Source organism: Lonepinella sp. BR2474, assembly GCF_051851555.1.
Lineage (GTDB): Bacteria > Pseudomonadota > Gammaproteobacteria > Enterobacterales > Pasteurellaceae > Lonepinella.
This window is the reverse complement of sequence record NZ_JBPDVH010000001.1, coordinates 522,536-538,812: the sequence shown is the minus strand read 5'-3', so window position 1 is coordinate 538,812 and position 16,277 is coordinate 522,536. Positions and strand designations below refer to the sequence as shown.

At 40.7% G+C, this 16,277-nt stretch carries 17 protein-coding genes; 9 read left to right on the top strand and 8 right to left on the bottom strand.

The window, feature by feature from the left end:
- Positions 1–196 precede the first annotated feature (196 nt).
- A complete protein-coding gene (gene glmU / locus ACTG7Q_RS02670) occupies positions 197–1,573 on the bottom strand; it encodes a bifunctional UDP-N-acetylglucosamine diphosphorylase/glucosamine-1-phosphate N-acetyltransferase GlmU (protein WP_439240565.1) in 1,377 nt (458 codons plus the stop codon).
- 164 nt (positions 1,574–1,737) lie between these two features.
- Here glmU and ACTG7Q_RS02665 point away from each other — a divergent pair, with 164 nt between their 5' ends.
- The 5 genes from ACTG7Q_RS02665 to ACTG7Q_RS02645 all read left to right on the top strand — a co-directional run bounded on the left by ACTG7Q_RS02665 (position 1,738) and on the right by ACTG7Q_RS02645 (position 6,495).
- Positions 1,738–2,850, top strand: coding sequence for an anhydro-N-acetylmuramic acid kinase (locus ACTG7Q_RS02665; RefSeq protein ID WP_439240563.1), 1,113 nt, complete (start codon positions 1,738–1,740; stop codon positions 2,848–2,850).
- A gap of 9 nt (positions 2,851–2,859) precedes the next feature.
- Positions 2,860–3,771, top strand: coding sequence for an N-acetylmuramic acid 6-phosphate etherase (murQ, locus tag ACTG7Q_RS02660; protein ID WP_439240561.1), 912 nt, complete (start codon positions 2,860–2,862; stop codon positions 3,769–3,771).
- Between the two features lie 96 nt (positions 3,772–3,867).
- Complete coding sequence (efeO, locus tag ACTG7Q_RS02655) at positions 3,868–4,680, top strand: iron uptake system protein EfeO (protein ID WP_439240559.1); 813 nt, start codon at positions 3,868–3,870, stop codon at positions 4,678–4,680.
- A 14-nt stretch (positions 4,681–4,694) separates the two neighbouring features.
- On the top strand, positions 4,695–5,888 hold the full coding sequence (gene efeB / locus ACTG7Q_RS02650; RefSeq protein WP_439240557.1) for an iron uptake transporter deferrochelatase/peroxidase subunit: 1,194 nt from the start codon (positions 4,695–4,697) through the stop codon (positions 5,886–5,888).
- Entirely contained in the window at positions 5,845–6,495 is a 651-nt protein-coding gene (locus ACTG7Q_RS02645; RefSeq protein WP_439240555.1) for a hypothetical protein, read from the top strand. Before efeB ends, ACTG7Q_RS02645 begins: the two co-directional genes overlap by 44 nt.
- A 51-nt stretch (positions 6,496–6,546) precedes the next feature.
- On the opposite strand, the gene rfaC is transcribed toward ACTG7Q_RS02645, so the two are convergent.
- From rfaC to waaF, 3 genes are read right to left on the bottom strand one after another with little or no spacing between them, the layout of a single operon-like run.
- Positions 6,547–7,506 (bottom strand): lipopolysaccharide heptosyltransferase RfaC, encoded by a 960-nt coding sequence (gene rfaC / locus ACTG7Q_RS02640; RefSeq protein ID WP_439240553.1) that lies wholly within the window; start codon positions 7,504–7,506, stop codon positions 6,547–6,549.
- The gene (locus ACTG7Q_RS02635; RefSeq protein WP_439240550.1) at positions 7,484–7,930 is read right to left on the bottom strand and encodes a nucleotidyltransferase substrate binding protein; all 447 of its coding nucleotides are present in this window, start codon (positions 7,928–7,930) and stop codon (positions 7,484–7,486) included. Before ACTG7Q_RS02635 ends, rfaC begins: the two co-directional genes overlap by 23 nt.
- 9 nt (positions 7,931–7,939) lie before the next feature.
- The gene (waaF, locus tag ACTG7Q_RS02630; RefSeq protein WP_439240548.1) at positions 7,940–8,983 is read right to left on the bottom strand and encodes a lipopolysaccharide heptosyltransferase II; all 1,044 of its coding nucleotides are present in this window, start codon (positions 8,981–8,983) and stop codon (positions 7,940–7,942) included.
- A gap of 154 nt (positions 8,984–9,137) precedes the next feature.
- On the opposite strand from waaF, the gene ACTG7Q_RS02625 reads away from it, so the two are divergent.
- On the top strand, positions 9,138–9,812 hold the full coding sequence (locus ACTG7Q_RS02625; RefSeq protein ID WP_439240546.1) for a hypothetical protein: 675 nt from the start codon (positions 9,138–9,140) through the stop codon (positions 9,810–9,812).
- Between the two features lie 39 nt (positions 9,813–9,851).
- Here the strand turns inward: ACTG7Q_RS02625 and ACTG7Q_RS02620 are convergent, their stop codons facing one another.
- The 3 genes from ACTG7Q_RS02620 to ACTG7Q_RS02610 all read right to left on the bottom strand — a co-directional run bounded on the left by ACTG7Q_RS02620 (position 9,852) and on the right by ACTG7Q_RS02610 (position 12,508).
- Positions 9,852–10,988 carry a trans-sulfuration enzyme family protein gene (locus ACTG7Q_RS02620; RefSeq protein WP_439240544.1) on the bottom strand — a complete coding sequence of 379 codons (1,137 nt, stop codon included), beginning with the start codon at positions 10,986–10,988 and terminating at the stop codon, positions 9,852–9,854.
- Positions 10,989–11,001: 13 nt separating this feature from the next.
- A complete protein-coding gene (locus ACTG7Q_RS02615; RefSeq protein ID WP_439240542.1) occupies positions 11,002–11,670 on the bottom strand; it encodes an amino acid ABC transporter permease in 669 nt (222 codons plus the stop codon).
- A 79-nt stretch (positions 11,671–11,749) separates the two neighbouring features.
- Positions 11,750–12,508 (bottom strand): amino acid ABC transporter substrate-binding protein, encoded by a 759-nt coding sequence (locus tag ACTG7Q_RS02610; protein WP_439240540.1) that lies wholly within the window; start codon positions 12,506–12,508, stop codon positions 11,750–11,752.
- A 480-nt stretch (positions 12,509–12,988) separates the two neighbouring features.
- Here ACTG7Q_RS02610 and ACTG7Q_RS02605 point away from each other — a divergent pair, with 480 nt between their 5' ends.
- Together ACTG7Q_RS02605 and ACTG7Q_RS02600 are read left to right on the top strand one after the other, a co-directional pair.
- Positions 12,989–13,363: a type II toxin-antitoxin system RelE/ParE family toxin gene (locus ACTG7Q_RS02605; protein ID WP_439240537.1), complete on the top strand. Its 375-nt coding sequence runs from the start codon at positions 12,989–12,991 to the stop codon at positions 13,361–13,363.
- Positions 13,364–13,398: 35 nt separating this feature from the next.
- A complete protein-coding gene (locus ACTG7Q_RS02600; RefSeq protein ID WP_439240652.1) occupies positions 13,399–13,668 on the top strand; it encodes a helix-turn-helix domain-containing protein in 270 nt (89 codons plus the stop codon).
- A 63-nt stretch (positions 13,669–13,731) separates the two neighbouring features.
- Here ACTG7Q_RS02600 and rfaD read toward each other — a convergent pair whose 3' ends face one another.
- Positions 13,732–14,658: an ADP-glyceromanno-heptose 6-epimerase gene (rfaD, locus tag ACTG7Q_RS02595; protein WP_439240535.1), complete on the bottom strand. Its 927-nt coding sequence runs from the start codon at positions 14,656–14,658 to the stop codon at positions 13,732–13,734.
- 252 nt (positions 14,659–14,910) lie between these two features.
- On the opposite strand from rfaD, the gene ACTG7Q_RS02590 reads away from it, so the two are divergent.
- A complete protein-coding gene (locus tag ACTG7Q_RS02590) occupies positions 14,911–16,191 on the top strand; it encodes a transferrin-binding protein-like solute binding protein (RefSeq protein ID WP_439240533.1) in 1,281 nt (426 codons plus the stop codon).
- The last annotated feature ends 86 nt before the right edge of the window (positions 16,192–16,277 follow it).

Genomic DNA, 16,277 nt, shown 5'->3' with positions numbered 1-16,277 from the left:
TAAAAATTAATGGATGTGCGTATTCTATAACTTTTTTACAAGAAAAAACCTGAACTCGATCAAATTTCTGAAAAAAAGTTGAAGTTTTATCTGTTTTTTTGATATGGATCAAGTTGAATGCCATACCCTTGGTTAGTTTATCAATTTTTTTACTGAAATAAAGGATAAACCCATAAAATTTCATTGAAAGCGACAATTATTTTTTCTTACTTGGACGTTGCCAACCTTGAATGTGTTTTTGTGGTACACGGCTAATCACAAGCTCATTTTCCGCCACATCTTTGGTGATCGTGGTACCTGCGCCAATCGTTGCCCCCTTTGCAATATTGACAGGGGCAACCAGTTGGCAGTCGGAACCGACAAACACGTTATCGCCAATCACCGTTTTGAATTTATTGGCACCGTCATAATTACAGGTAATTACCCCAGCTCCCACATTCACATTTGCCCCTACTTCTGCATCCCCTACGTAAGTCAGATGATTCACTTTTGAGCCTTTACCAATAGTGGCTTTTTTGATTTCTACAAAATTACCCACATGGGTTTCAGCAGCGAGTTCTGCACCAGGGCGTAAACGGCTAAATGGTCCGATAATGGCTTTCTCGCCCACGGTGCAATCTTCAAATACGGAATAAGGCTTAATTTCTACATTGTCACCCACGACAACATTTTTCAGCACACAACCCGCCCCGATTTTTACACCATTACCTAATTGAACCTTACCCTCAATAATCACGTTAATATCGATTTCGCAATCTTTACCATGGCTTAATTCGCCACGTAAATCAAAACGCTCTGGATCGGCAAGGCTGACGCCAGATAGCAATAAACGGCTCGCCTGTTTGCGTTGGTAATAACGTTCTAACGCATTGAGTTGTAAACGATTATTGGCTCCTTCTACTTCCATAATATCCTCGGCAGTCACGGCGGCAACTTGATAACCGTCTTGGTTCGCCAACCCGATAACGTCAGTCATATAATATTCGCCCTGAGCATTATTATTATCCAAACGGCTTAACCATTTTTTAAAACTGGCGCCGTCAGATACCATCACACCAGTGTTCACTTCGGTGATTTTGAGCTGTTCAGGATTGGCATCTTTTTGTTCGACAATGGCTACTACGGAACCCTTTTCACGAATAATCCGTCCATAACCGGTGGGATTATCTAAATTCACCGTTAATAAGGCAATACCATTTTGTGGTTTAGCGGCAATGAGTTTTTGTAAGGTTTCCGCCGTAATTAATGGGGCATCACCGTATAACATCACAATATTTTCGTTATCTTTAAAAAACGGTGCGGCCTGTTGCATAGCGTGTCCAGTGCCTAACTGCTCCGCTTGGAACACCCAATTAACTGGTTCATCCGCTAAACGTTGTTTTAACAAATCTGCACCATGGCCATAAATTAAATGAATCTGCTCAGCATTGAGCTGTTTTGCGGTATCAATTACATGTTTTACCATAGGTTTGCCCGCCACGTTGTGCAACACTTTTGGTAAATCAGAATACATTCTGGTGCCTTTGCCAGCGGCTAGGATCACTACGCTTAATTTATTGTTAGATTGGGTCATCTTGATGTTCTCAAATTGGATTAAACTGCGGTCTATTTTACACGGATTTTGTGAAATGATCTAATACGACTATAATATATCGCCGTAGGGGCGTATTGCATACGCCCAAAAAAGATCGAGCAATAGGGCGTATGCAATACGCCCCTACAAAATGAGAATAAATAATGCAACCTCAATACTACATCGGCATTATGTCAGGCACGAGCCTTGATGGCGTGGATTTGGCGTTAATGGATTTTGGGCAATCTCCACCAAAAACCGTCGCCTGCGATTTTGTGCCGATGCCTGAAAAAATTCGGCAAAAAATCACCGCACTGGTGCAATCGGGGAAAACGAGTTTACAAGAGTTTGGCGAACTGGATCATCTATTAGGCAAACTTTATGCCGATTCGGTGAATCAATTCTTGCTGAAAGTGCGGTTAAAACCAGATGAAATTATTGCCATTGGTTGCCATGGTCAAACCGTGTGGCATTCCCCTAATTTAGCTTATCCGTTTACCATGCAAATCGGCGATATGAATCTTGTTGCCACTCAAACTGGCATTACCACGGTAGCGGATTTTCGCCGTAAAGATATGGCCGTTGGGGGACAAGGGGCACCACTTGTGCCGGCCTTTCATCAAGCCATGCTAAGTGATCCCAACACATTCAGGGTCATTTTGAATATTGGGGGAATCAGTAATATTTCCGTGCTGAATCCCAGTGCAGAAACCATTGGCTATGATGTAGGAGCAGGCAATACATTATTAGATTGTTGGATTGAAAAACACCTTGGTAAGCGTTATGACAAAAATGGCGAATGGGCGTCCAGTGGAGAGATCAATCAGCCTTTATTGGCGGATTTATTAGATGAACCGTTTTTTCAACAAGCCCCACCGAAAAGCACTGGGCGAGAGCTATTTAATTTAGCTTGGTTAGAAAAAAAATTACAAAAACACACCGCACTTTTACCGCAAGATGTGCAACGTACCTTACTAGAATTTACCGTGCAAGGTGTGGTGAATGAGCTGTTAAAATTAGACCTTCAAGGCTTACCTTGTGAATTGTTAGTGTGCGGCGGTGGGGCAAAAAATCCGTTAATTATGCAACGCCTACAAGCATCGTTACCCCAATGGAGGGTCGCCAAAACCAACGTGGTTGGTTTTGATGTGGATTATATGGAAGCGGCTGCCTTTGCATGGCTAGCTTATCAACGCATCCATAATTTACCGAGTAATTTGCCTGCCGTCACGGGGGCAAAAAGTGCGGTGAGTTTAGGGGTAATTTTTCCCAAATAGGAAATCAATATGACAGAAAAAAATCTACTCAACGCCCTCGGACAAATGCTCACCGAGCAACGTAATCCTGCTTCAACCAACGTGGATCAGATGAACGCGTTGGAGATAGTCCGTCTGATAAATCAGCAAGATAAAGCCGTACCGCAAGCCATTGAAAAATGCTTGCCACAGATTGCGTTAGCCGTCGAAAAAATCGTACAAGCCTTTCAAACTGGTGGCCGATTAGTCTATATCGGTGCAGGCACGAGTGGACGATTAGGCGTGTTAGATGCGTCGGAATGTCCGCCGACCTTTGGCGTGTCCCCTGAAATGGTGGTGGGGTTGATTGCCGGTGGTGAATGTGCTTTGCGTCACCCAATAGAAGGAGCGGAAGATAATTTGGAGCAAGGCAGAATTGATCTGCAACAAATTAATTTTTCAGAAAAAGATGTATTGGTTGGCATTGCAGCTAGTGGGCGTACGCCTTATGTGATCGGGGCGTTGCACTATGCTAAGGAACTTGGAGCTACTACGGTGGCTATTGCCAGTAACCCAAATTCCAAAATGGCACAAATTGCCGATATAGCCATTGAAACCGTGGTTGGCGCCGAAATCTTAACTGGATCAAGCCGAATGAAATCTGGCACTGCACAAAAATTGGTGTTAAATATGCTTACCACAGCAAGCATGATTTTACTCGGAAAATGTTATCAAAATCTGATGGTTGATGTACAAGCCAGCAATGAAAAACTCAAAGCCAGAGCCATTCGCATTGTTATGCAAGCCACGGATTGTGATGAATATAAGGCAACTAAAGCCTTAAAATTAGCAGAAAATGATACCAAGTTGGCGATTATGATGATCTTGGCACAGCTTGATATTCAACAAGCCAAAGCCTTGTTGGCGGAGTATAACGGGCGATTAAGAGAGGCGTTGCCGTAATAAAATATATCAATAGACTATTGAGAATTATTTTTATTTGATCTAAGATAAAGACGATTTTTCATGTTATCCTCACTTCAAATTAAGGAGATTTATATGCGTTTAAAACTCATTGCTGCCGTTATTTCTGGTTTATTACTTTCTGCACCGGCTATGGCAGCGGATTTATCTAAAGAAACCAAAGACTACAAAGATTTTGTGGTGGCACAAATTGATGAATTGGTCACCCAAACCGAATCTTTTGTTGGAGCATTAAAATCGGGCGACGTAGAAAAAGCCAAAGCGATTTACCCACAAGCTCGTATGTATTATGAACGTTCTGAACCCATTGCAGAAAGTTTTGGGGATTTAGATCCACGTATTGATGCTCGTTTGGCAGATTTAACCGAAGAAGGCAAAACTGAAAAAGATTGGTCAGGTTTCCACAAAATTGAAAAAGTCTTATGGGAACAAAATACCACTAAAGGCACCGAAGAAACGGCCGATCAGTTACTCAAAGATGTAAAAGAGTTACGTGCTAAAATCCCAACCGCAGAAGTGACCCCAGAGTTAATGATTACAGGTGCGGTGGATTTGTTAAATGAAGTTTCCACTAGCAAAGTAACGGGTGAAGAAGATATTTTCTCCAAAACGGACTTGTATGATTTTAAAGCCAATATTGAAGGGGCAGAAAAAATCTATGAATTATTTAAACCTGAATTGTTGAAAAAAGACAAAGCATTAAGTGAAAAAATTGAAAAACATTTCAAAGAAGTGAATGATTTATTACAAACTTATAATAAATCTAGCTCAGGTTATGAATATGTTCCATACAATAGCTTAACTGAAAAAGACACCAAAGCCTTGGCTGAGGCTGTGAATAAATTGGGTGAACCATTGGCTCAATTAGGTGTTATTTTAGGTAAATAATCCGTGGAGTCACTATGAGTCATACAAACAATGCTCGGCGTGACTTCCTAAAGAGTAGTGTCATCATCGGTGCTGGCCTCATGGCTGGCACCGCTTATTCTTTAGAACCACGCCAAAAAATCACCATTAAAAATATCTATCCATTTTTCAACATACACCAACAAGGCATCACTTCTCCAGCGCAGCATCATATTTACTTTATTGTGTTGGATTTGCATAGTCAAAATCTTGATGAAATTAAACAGATGTTTAAAACTTGGACAGCATACAGCCAACAATTAACGCAAGGGAAAAATGTCCAGATATATAGCGAAAATGGCTATGTACCGGCAGTTGATACCGGTGAGGCGGATAGCTTAAATCCTTATAATTTAACCCTAACGTTCGGCGTCAGCCCAAGTTTCTTTACTAAATTAGGTATTGAAAAAGCCAAACCCGCAGAATTAGTGGATTTACCGCATTTTCCACGTGATCAACTCAAAGATCAATTTGTCGGGGGCGATATTTGTATTCAGGCTTGTGCGGACGATCCGCAAGTGGCCTTTCATGCAGTGCGCAATTTGGTTCGTGTGGCTCGTTCTGAAGTCACCATGCGTTGGAGCCAATCAGGGTTTAATTCCTTTGAGGGAACCGACACGCCACGCAATCTGTTCGGTTTCCGTGATGGCACCGGTAATCCACAAGGAGAAGAATTAGACAAAACCGTGTGGTACGACAAAGATAACTGGCTGAAAGGTGGTTCATTCCTCGTGGTGCGTAAAATCCAGATGTTCTTAGAAACTTGGGATCGCACCAGTTTAAGCGAACAACAAAATACCTTTGGTCGCCATCGTGATTCAGGCGCTGCCTACGGACAGAAAAAAGAATTTGACCCAGTGGATTTAGACAAAAAAGGTCAAGATGGACAACCGCTCGTGCCTGAAGATTCACATACGCATATTGCCCATAAAACGGGGTTAAAATTATTACGCCGTTCTTTTTCCTATGCCAGTGGCATTGATCCACGCACAGGGCAATTTGACGCAGGTTTATTATTTGTGTCATTCCAAAAAGATCCACAACAATTTATTACCATACAAAATCATTTCGGCAATATTGATAAAATGAACGAGTACATTACCCATATTGGCAGTGGACTGTTCGCTTGTTTCGCAGGAGTAAAAGATGAAAATGACTACTTGGGCAAAGCCCTTTTTGAATCCCTTTAAACTGAGTTTATTATTAGGCTTATGTTTCTCCACTTCGGCGTATGCCAAAGTGGAATTGGGCGCATTATTTGTGCATTTATCGGACGCCTTGTCTGCCGTTAAAAAAGAAAATACGCAGCAAACAAAACAGTATTTACAAGCCTTACAACAAGAGTTTAATGCGATTCCAAACCATGATTCTGAGGCAGGCATACAAACAAGCAAAGCACTCGAAACCGCTATTGCTACCCCAACGTTAGCCAATGTAGAACAAATTTCTAAAGATCTGTATGCGTTTGAGAAAGAACAAAACCCCGTGAATCACGATAAAAATCGTCAGAAATTTGCCGAGCAAGTGGTGCCGACTTTGCAAGAGTTAGAACAAGTGCTAGCGAGTAAAAACATAGATGACATTCAAGCAAAATTTCACCGTTTTGGTGCCACTTGGGGAGCGAATGAATTATCCATGCGTGGCGCCAGTTTAAGCCATTACGGCAAAATGGAAACGGCAATGTCTTTATTCCGTAGTGCTATGCAAGCCAATCCGGCCAATTATGACCAAATGCAGCAGCAGTTGGTCATATTGAAAAACACGGTGGATGATTTTGTTAACAATAAATCTAACTAATTGGTTTGGTTAGGAGAAAAGTGCGGTAAAAAATACCGCACTTTTTTCTGCCTACATAATCATTTCCAGTTGTTCAAGCACATCTCCCGCACAAATTTTAGTCATATCATCTTTGTGTAAATAATGCTGATTTTTACCATAACAACCAATGAGCTTAGGATCCGTGGCACCATATAAGGTCACATTCGGCACATCTAACGCAGCAGTTAAATGCGCCAACCCCGTGTCCACGGACACAACAGCTTTGGCGTTGGCAAGTTGATGGGCTAATTCAGTTAAACTAGATTTGGGTAACACAAGAACATTGGGTAAACCTTGTGCAATCCATTCCGCCCGCTGCTTTTCTTTCTCATTTCCCCAAGGTAAACGAATCTCTATATTGGGATAAAGTGCGGTGATTTTTTCCGCTAATTTTTTCCATTCGCTATCTACCCAATGCTTATCGGATCTAGTTGTAGCATGAATAAACATCATATAAGGCGTTGCTGACTGTTGCTGTTGAAAATGCCGAGCTATGCCGTAATCCCCTTTGCTGTCGGGCAAGTGATAACCTAAGGATTGTGCGAATAATTGACGAATTCGCTCCACCGCATGTTGTTGATAAGGAATGAAAAATGTATGCTGATAAAACAAACTCGCCAAAGGTTCACGAATCGATTTTCGGTCATAACCGAATTTTTCACCCTGTGCCAAACGGGTTGCAAACAACGCACTTTTTATTAACCCTTGTGCGTCAATTACAACACCATACTGCGTGCTTTGTAATTGATTTTTATAAGATTGCCATTGTTGATAGGTTTGTTTATCCAACAAATTTTTCCGCCAACGACGAATAGCGATAGGAATCACCCGATTGACTGCCGAATGCCAAGCTGGAATTTCCGCAAAATTTTCCTCCACCACCCAATCAAATTGCACATCACCTAACGCATGTTGTGCATCCGTAAGTGCAGGTAAGCAATGTAATACATCACCGAGGGAGGAGGTTTTAATAATGCAAATTCTCGCCATTTCGCAACTCTAATTGTTTTAATAACGCCTGACTACTTACCAAAAAATCATTCACCGAACCGCAGACTTGATGGGCCTTATCTTCGTCATAGGTATGCGAAGTAATATTTCGCATTTTGCGATACTCAAACCAATTTTCTACATTATCAATCAGCCCTTTTTCGCCCGCCAAGCGCAACAGATCACGGAAATTACTTTGGTCAATTTCATCAGGACTCAGCGCATCTTGTTCCAACTGCCGTTTCAGCATTTTAATACTCAACTCATAAACAAACTCAAAATTTTGAATTAAGCCTGCAATCAACGTATTTTGCACGGATGTTTCCTGTTGTTCAAACCATTGTTTGTTGGATACAATATCATTGGCCGATTGCAAAGCGATAATCGCTTTTTGTAAACTGGAAAGATCTAATGTATTCGTCATTTACGCCCCTTAATTTGCCAATAATTGGGTTAATTTTTCCAACACCATTTCAGGCGTAATATCCATTAAACTTTGGTGATACCCCTCGCTACTGTCTGCCCCTTTGCGGATTTTAATTAAACCGCCCTCAATCAAGCGAATAATCACCGCTTTATCAGACAATGGCGGTGTATATTGCGGGCTCGTCGGTCCATAAACCGCCACTAATGGACGACCAACCGCTGCTGCAATGTGCATTAAACCGCTGTCATTGGTCACCATGGCCGTACAATCCGCAATCAAATCCACCGCTTGATTAAGTTCGGTTTGTCCGGCTAAATTAACACAATAGCGTTGCAACGGTTCAGGCAAACTTAAACGAATTTGCTCACCGACGTCCACATCTTTATTGGAACCAAACAGGCGAATGCTATACCCTAGCTCAATCAGCTTTTCCGCCAATTTGGCATAATGATAATGCGGCCAACGTTTGGCGGGACCAAATTCTGCCCCAGGGCAAAAACCTATGGCAGGGCGATTTTCCGCCAAAGCAAATTGTGCGGTAAATATTTCTTTGGTTTTTTGCACCGCACTTTCATCAACGGTTAAATACGGTGTTGGAATAGGCAAATCTTGTGCCGTTGGAACTCCCCCTTTTTCATACCCTAACGCCACATAACGCTGCACCATCATGGGATAGTGGTTTTTATTAGATCGTAAATCATTTAAAAAGAAATAACGGCTTTCCCCTTTCCAACCACGGCGAACAGGAATTTTAGCGAACAAAGGAATAAAGGCGGATTTCAACGAATTAGGCAATACAATCGCCATATCATATTGATTACGCAAGATTTTACCGATTTTATAACGTTCCCCCAAGGAAAACGCACCATGTCCAATCGGCATGGTCAACGCTTTTCGCACTTCAGGCATTCGAGCCAACAACGGTTTACACCAGTTCGGCGCAAGTACATCAAGTTGGCAATCGGGATATTGCTGTTTTAAGGTTTGATACAGGCTATGCGACATCATCATATCGCCAACCCACGATGGGGCAATGATTAGGATATTCATAGTTTTTCTATTTCATTGGTTGGAATTGTTTTTATTTTAACTAAAAAATGCGTTCTTTTATACCATCATTCATTTTTTTATGAAATTACATTAAAAATTTTATAATTGAATGGCAAATTAATTGGCAGTATGATTTTACTATCAAGGAGAAACAATGAAATTTTTGCTTTTTTTAGTGGTTGTATTGGGAGCGTCTTTCCTGTTAATGTTGGCTATCTGTGATTGGATTCCACGTGGTTGGCGGGCGTTTTTTGGTGAAAACAAAGCCAAAGCGAATATTGCGCCAATTCAAGCAGCAGTTACCCAAACTGCTGCACCACAAAATATAGAACAGCAAGATTCCATTCAATCATCTTTAGAAAAGCAAATTCATTTCACTCAATTAAGCGTTGAACTTCGGCAGAAATTGGTGAAGTTATTGCAAGAAAAGGGCAATACCCCTTATTTCCAACAGCTTGTGGTGTTACATCAACAAATTTTACCCAAAGAAAGCCGTTTAGTGAGTTTGTTGAAAAAGCAGCTCAAACTCAATAAACAGTTGGAGCGACTACTGAAAAAGGATGATTTTTCCGACCAAATGGATGATGTGCAAGATCAGGCCGATAACCTTGATTTTGAGTTAGATGAGCTGATGGGTGACATTGAGCAATTACAAGATCAAATTGATGTGCTAGAAGATAATCATATTGATAACTTACGTGAACAAGAAATAAGAGAAACATTTAATACTGATTTAGAAACCTTTGTAATGTTGCAAAGTGGGGCTTATTGGGATCGAGATAACCCGATATGGTGGGCGAATTATTGGGCAAATTTCAAGGGGAAATAAAGGCATAGTAAAGGGTATTTTTCACTATGCCCTGTTAGGCTAAATTTTTGCTTTGTCTAATGCTTGATTCAAATCCGCAATTAAATCTTCCGCATTTTCAATCCCAATGGCTAACCGCAATAAACCTTGTGTGATACCAATTTTATCCTGTAATTCTGCGGAATAAGACTCGTGGGTCATACTGGCGGGGTGGCAAATTAAACTTTCTACGCCACCAAGACTGACAGCCAAATCAAACAATTCAAGGCTTTTGGCGAAGATTTTGCTGTCATAACCGTCCTGTAAGGCTAAGGAAATCACGGCACCAATACCGCTCGCTTGTTTTTGTTGTATGGCTCGCTCGTGATCGCTATAAGATCCCGCATAATGCACGGCTTTCACGCCGGAATGTTGGGTTAAAAAAGTAATGATTTTTTGGGTGTTTTCCGCTTGACGATCAAGGCGAACACTGAGGGTTTTTAAACCCTTGATCAACGCATAAGCGTCCATCGGGCTAAGAGTAGCTCCAAGGGTATTTTTCATAAATTGAATACGTTCAGCCAATTCCTCATGATTAGTCGCCACCACACCCGCAATCACATCCGCATGTCCACCAATATATTTCGTGGCGCTGTAAACGACAATATCTGCGCCCAATGACAAGACTCGTTGATAATACGGCGTGAGGAACGTGTTATCCACCACCACTAACGCCCCTTTTTGATGGGCAATGTTGGCAATGCGTTCAATGTCGGTCACTCTTAACAAGGGATTCGATGGCGTTTCAATAAAGATCATTTTGACATTATCATCAATCTGATCAATCACGTTTAAATCATCCACCAATTCATATTCAATGCCTTGATTGGCGAAAATGCCATGTACATAACGATAAGTGCCACCATACACATTATTGTTTAGTAGAACCTTATCCCCTTGTTTTAACAGACTAAAAACGCTACTCGTTGCCGCCATGCCAGAGGCAAACGCAAAGGCCTGTTTTGCACCCTCCATGCGAGCAAACAAGTCTTCAAAATTATCTCGAGTCGGGTTGTGACTGCGAGAATAAGCAAAATCTTGCCATTCATCAATGCCGTCTTGCACAAAGGTAGTAGCAAGAAAAATCGGCGGAATAATGGCTTTATGGGGGTTATGTTTGGCCTCAATGCCTTTCACAATCAGGGTGTCAAGTTTCATGTTTTTCCTACCTTTAAACAAATCGGGATGAATATTTTTCTAATCGGGCTTGCCCGTAGGTTAATAGGGTGCAAACCAATAAATACATCAACGCCGCCAACACATACAGCGTCAATGGGTCAAACACTCGAGCGGCGATACGTTGCGCAGCCATAAACATGTCCACCATCGTGATAGATGCCACTAAAGAGGTTTCTTTTACCGTGCTAATAAAGGTGTTAGAAAGGGACGGCAAGGCAATGCGTACGGCTTGCGGTAACACCACGTAACTCACAATTTGCGGATAAGATAAACCGAGAGACGTGGCGGATTCCCATTGTCCTTTTGATACGGAAAGAATAGCGGCTCGCACGGTTTCACTGGCAAATGCGCCAATATTGAGGCTAAAAGTAATAATCGCTGCCGCCCACACATCTAAGCTAATACCAATGATCGGCAAGCCAAAATATACAATAAACAGTTGCACTAACAACGGCGTGCCACGGAAAATCCAAATATAAAATTGGCATAATTGGGTGAAAACGTTCACTTTGGCGACTTGAATCAGGGCAGTAAATAAGGCAATCACTAACCCGATAGCAAAGGAAATAATGCTCAGTGGAATGGTCACTTTCACCATGGCGTCCGCCATAATGGGAATCGACGTTAAACAAAGCTCGTAAATGCGAGAAAATTCTTCCATATTTAATCAGTTGGGGGAAATGTTAAAAAAATACCCCAAAAATCACCGCAGTTTAGTGGCGATTTTTGGGGAGGGATAGTTATTCGGTAATATCTTTACCAAAATATTTTTCGGAAATGGCTTTTAATTTTCCCTCCGCTTTTAATTCCGCAAGGGCTTTGTTGATTTGGTCTAACAATTCGGTATTGTCTTTTTTCACTAATGCCGCTTGTTGATTGCTTTCTTCGCTCGTGAACGCAATTTTTAGCGGCGCATTCGGGCGTTGTTTTAAGTAATCCAATAAAATCACATCATCTTGCAGAATAGTATCAGCACGTTTGTTAATCACTAATTCCGCCTCCTTGCTAAATCCATCTACGGTGACCAATTCTGCACCGTGAGATTTCGCTAATTCTCCCCAGTTGCTCGTTGCCGCACTGGCATTTTTCTTGCCTTTTAGATCAGCAAAAGAATGAATGTCGGTATTATCTTTATGGGTAATAATGACGGCACGGGTGATCGTATATGGCGTACTAAAATTGTATTTTGGCTTGCGGGAATCTGTAATGGTCACTTGGTTGAACACCACATCAGATTTACCCGCATCAAACGCCGCCAACATTGCATCCCATGGGGCAGTCACATAATCAATTTTAAGACCTAACTTTTCCGCCACCGCTTGAGCGATTTCTACATCAAAGCCAGTGAGTTCATTCTTATCGTTATAAAATGAAAACGGGGAATAGGTGCCCTCGGTTCCCACGGTTAACACACCGTCTTTTAAGGTTTTGGCGTTCACAGATGTGGCTAATAGGGCGAATGCCGCCGCAGTGAAAAGTGTTTTGATGGAAAGTTTCATAATGGTTCCTTAAGTTGAAATAATAAAGTGATTTAATAGTAAAAAAAGGTGTTGCGCTTAGCAATCAAATTTTAATGCTCTGTTAGACTTTAACGTTACTTGATATTTCAAAAAGGAATAAGCGCCCAAAAAGAGGGCTCAGCGATCCCTCTTATTGGGGGCAAAATTTATTATAAAATCTCTTTATCGCATATTTTGGCCGTTTCTCGTAATCTGAGAACGCATAAATTGCTCCTGATCTTCCTTAAGTAACTGAATAAAGCTAAATTGAAGTGCTTTGAGTTTGCTCAGTCTGCTCATTTTGTCCCCCAACTTTTTAGATAACATAAAGAATACGCCATATTTTAACCTATTTTTGTGATCTTGATTCCAAAAACGATAACAAATCATGGCAAGATTTCTCAAGCTGAGATAGATTTGGCTAGTTCAAACTGCTTGTCTGTTGAACAATGATAAATTATAATCTATGGAGAAATTTGTATGGAAGAAATAGAACAATGGGAGGTTATTTTGCAACCACCCATCTTGCATTGGCTTACCTTGCTAGAAAAAGATGATGTGGATAAAATCACTTCTGCACTTAATCTATTAGAAGTTCACGGACCACGTTTAGGGCGGCCTTATGTAGATACATTACAAAATGTAAAATACGCCAATATGAAAGAATTGCGTGTTCAGTCAAGGTTGTCTGTATTTCGCTTGTTCTTTATTTTTGATCCCCTTAGGCAAGCCATTGTGCTATGTGGTGGGGATAAAAAAGGCAAAAATGAGAAAGCATTTTATAAAACAATGATTGCTCAAGCAGAACAAACCTATGAAACCTATTTAAAAGAAGAATATTTGGAGAATAAATGATGAAATCTATGACACTTAAAGAATTTATTGCCGAAATGCCGACTGAACGCCAACAAAAAATCCAACAAGAAACCGAACGGATGTTAATGGAACTCCAACTTGCCGAACTCCGCCAAGAACTTGAACTTTCCCAACAACAGCTCGCCAAAGAACTCAACATCAGTCAACCGTCCGTGGTGGCAATGGAAAAACGAGGTAACGATATTCGCTTGTCGTCAGTTAAACGTTATGTGGAGGCAATGGGAGGACGGCTTAGTCTTTCCGTGGCATTGCCTACGGGGAAAACGGTATCTTTTGCGCTATAAGATGTAAGGGCGTATGGCATACGCCCCACAATGATATCTAATCTATCATCAATACAGACCGCTTTATTTCTTGTTCAGCCACGCCATATATTCCGCCACACCCTCTGCCACGGATTTAAATTGATAATCACAACCTGCTTGACGCAATTTGGTTAAATCCGCTTGGGTGTATTCTTGATAGCGAGATTTTAAATGTTCTGGGAAAGGAATGGTTTCAATTTTGCCTTTACCATGATGTTTCACCACCGCCTCGGCCACTTCACGGAAACTTTCCGCTTTGCCGGTGCCAAGATTGTAAATGCCTGAAATCCCCTCTTGCCATGCCCATAAATTCACGGCGGCTACATCACCTACATAGATAAAATCACGCAAGAAATGCTCAGAACCGGCAAACAATTTCGGGTTTTCGCCGTTTAAAATTTGGTTATTTAAATGGAAAGCCACACTGGCCATAGAGCCTTTATGTTGTTCTCTCGGGCCATACACATTGAAATATTTAAAACCACATACTGGCGAGATGACTTCAGGTAAAACGGAACGCACATATTGGTCGAACAGGAATTTGGAGTAACCATAGGCATTGAGTGGCCCCTCAAATTTTCGTTCTTCCACAAATTCGGTTTTGTCGCCATAGGTGGCGGCACTGGAGGCGTAGAAGAAAGGGATTTCACGGTCAATGCAATAATGTAATAACTCTTTGGAATATTCATAGTTATTGTGCATTAAATATTTACCGTCCCATTCCGTGGTGGCGGAACAAGCACCCTCATGGAAAATGGCGTCAATGTCGCCTAATTCATCCCCCGCAATAATCGAGGCAATAAAATCGTCTTTATCGCAATAATCTGCAATATCCAAATCCACTAAATTAATAAATTTGGTGCCGTCTTTGAGGTTATCCACCACTAAAATATCGGTACGACCCATTTCATTTAAGGCTTTCACGATATTGCTACCGATCATGCCTGCTCCGCCAGTGACGATGATCATAATCTTGTCCTTTTGTTTCTCTCAATTTATCTTATTGTAATCTATTTTAATGGAAAGTGCGGTATTTTTTATCGTTGTTTTTTTGGGCGGCTTTTATAAAAATAACTGGTATGACCAGTTTTGTTTCTCTTGCGTTTTTTTTTTTTTTTTTAGCATATTATAGCCCTTATAGAATCTTTGTTCTTAAAGAACAATATGGGGTTGGTTATGTTCTATCTCTTACTCTTAAACTTTCTTACTAAGGAATAGTATATGTTAAATCAAACCTTTAAAATCACCGCACTTGCTGCTTTTGTTGGATTAACACTCACGGCTTGTGGAAGTAGCAATAAAGATGATAATACCAAAAACACCCAACCAAATACACAAACCCAATTAACACAGCAATCAAGCGATAAAGCGAAAGCAGATGCAGCAGCAAAAGCCAAAGCGGATGCGGAAGCTGCCGCAAAAGAAAAAGCAGAAAAAGAAGAAGCGGCTAAAAAAGCTAAAGAATCTGCTGAAGCCGCTAAAAAAGCGGAACAAGACGCAAAATTAGCTCGTGAGCAACTTGAGAAGAATGCTCACCATGATGGAAATTGGAGAATTATTCTTTCTAACACTGCTCAAGCTGGCTATCTTATAGATGGTAACAATACGAGTGTAATAAAAGATATTTATGTGCCTTATAGCATACATAATATGGATAGAGGATACTATTATAAAAATGAAGAGGGTGGTACGAGTTATGGCAATAGAATAGTTAATGATATTGATCTTTCTAAAACAGAAATTAACCCTAATAAAGTACAAAAATTATCAGCAACAGATAACCTTGATGCATACCGGATGGATGTCTATGTTGTTAATCAAAAATATTCTTCTTATGCCTCTTGGGATAATGGGCCAAATCATAAAGCATTCCCTGATTCAACTAAATATGAGCTTGGTGGTGCTCAAGTCACTGCGAAATATGCTTCTATTGGTAATTATTCTATATATCCTAGTTCTAATCGTGCAGAATCAGCTTATGATAAGCCGGCTCAAATTGTCGTAGATGGCGGTTCAGCCACTTATAAAGGTAAAATTCTTGCAGGAGATCTTTATTTTTATGGTTCTCGTGAAGATTTAAAATTAAATGATAGTAACATGCCTACCGACCATCAACTTGGTGAGTTGACCTTAAATGCGGATTTCAAAAAACAATCCGTATCAGGAACTATTACTTCGTTTGATACCAAAAAAATGGATAATGCTATTTTACATTCAGCAGAAATCGAAGATAGATATGATGGTTTACAGTTTAGCGGTAAGATCACCAGTGATAGTAAGGTTTTACCAACTGCAAATGATTTCAGAGACTACGATGATCAAGGAACTTATCAAGGAACGTTTATCGGTCCGAATGCGGAAGAAGTGGTTGGACAAGGACATTATGTAAACTATGATGATACCCTCCATACTGGAGACTCTTACTATAAACAAAAAGCACAAGTCAATTTTGTCTTTGGTGCCACTCGTGAAGGAGAATATTCTCTTCCTGCAACAAAATAAAATATAATGCATCAATATCAGGGCATATTTATATGCCTTGATATTTAAATTATATTGAATAATGACGCCATTTTTAAATGGCGTTT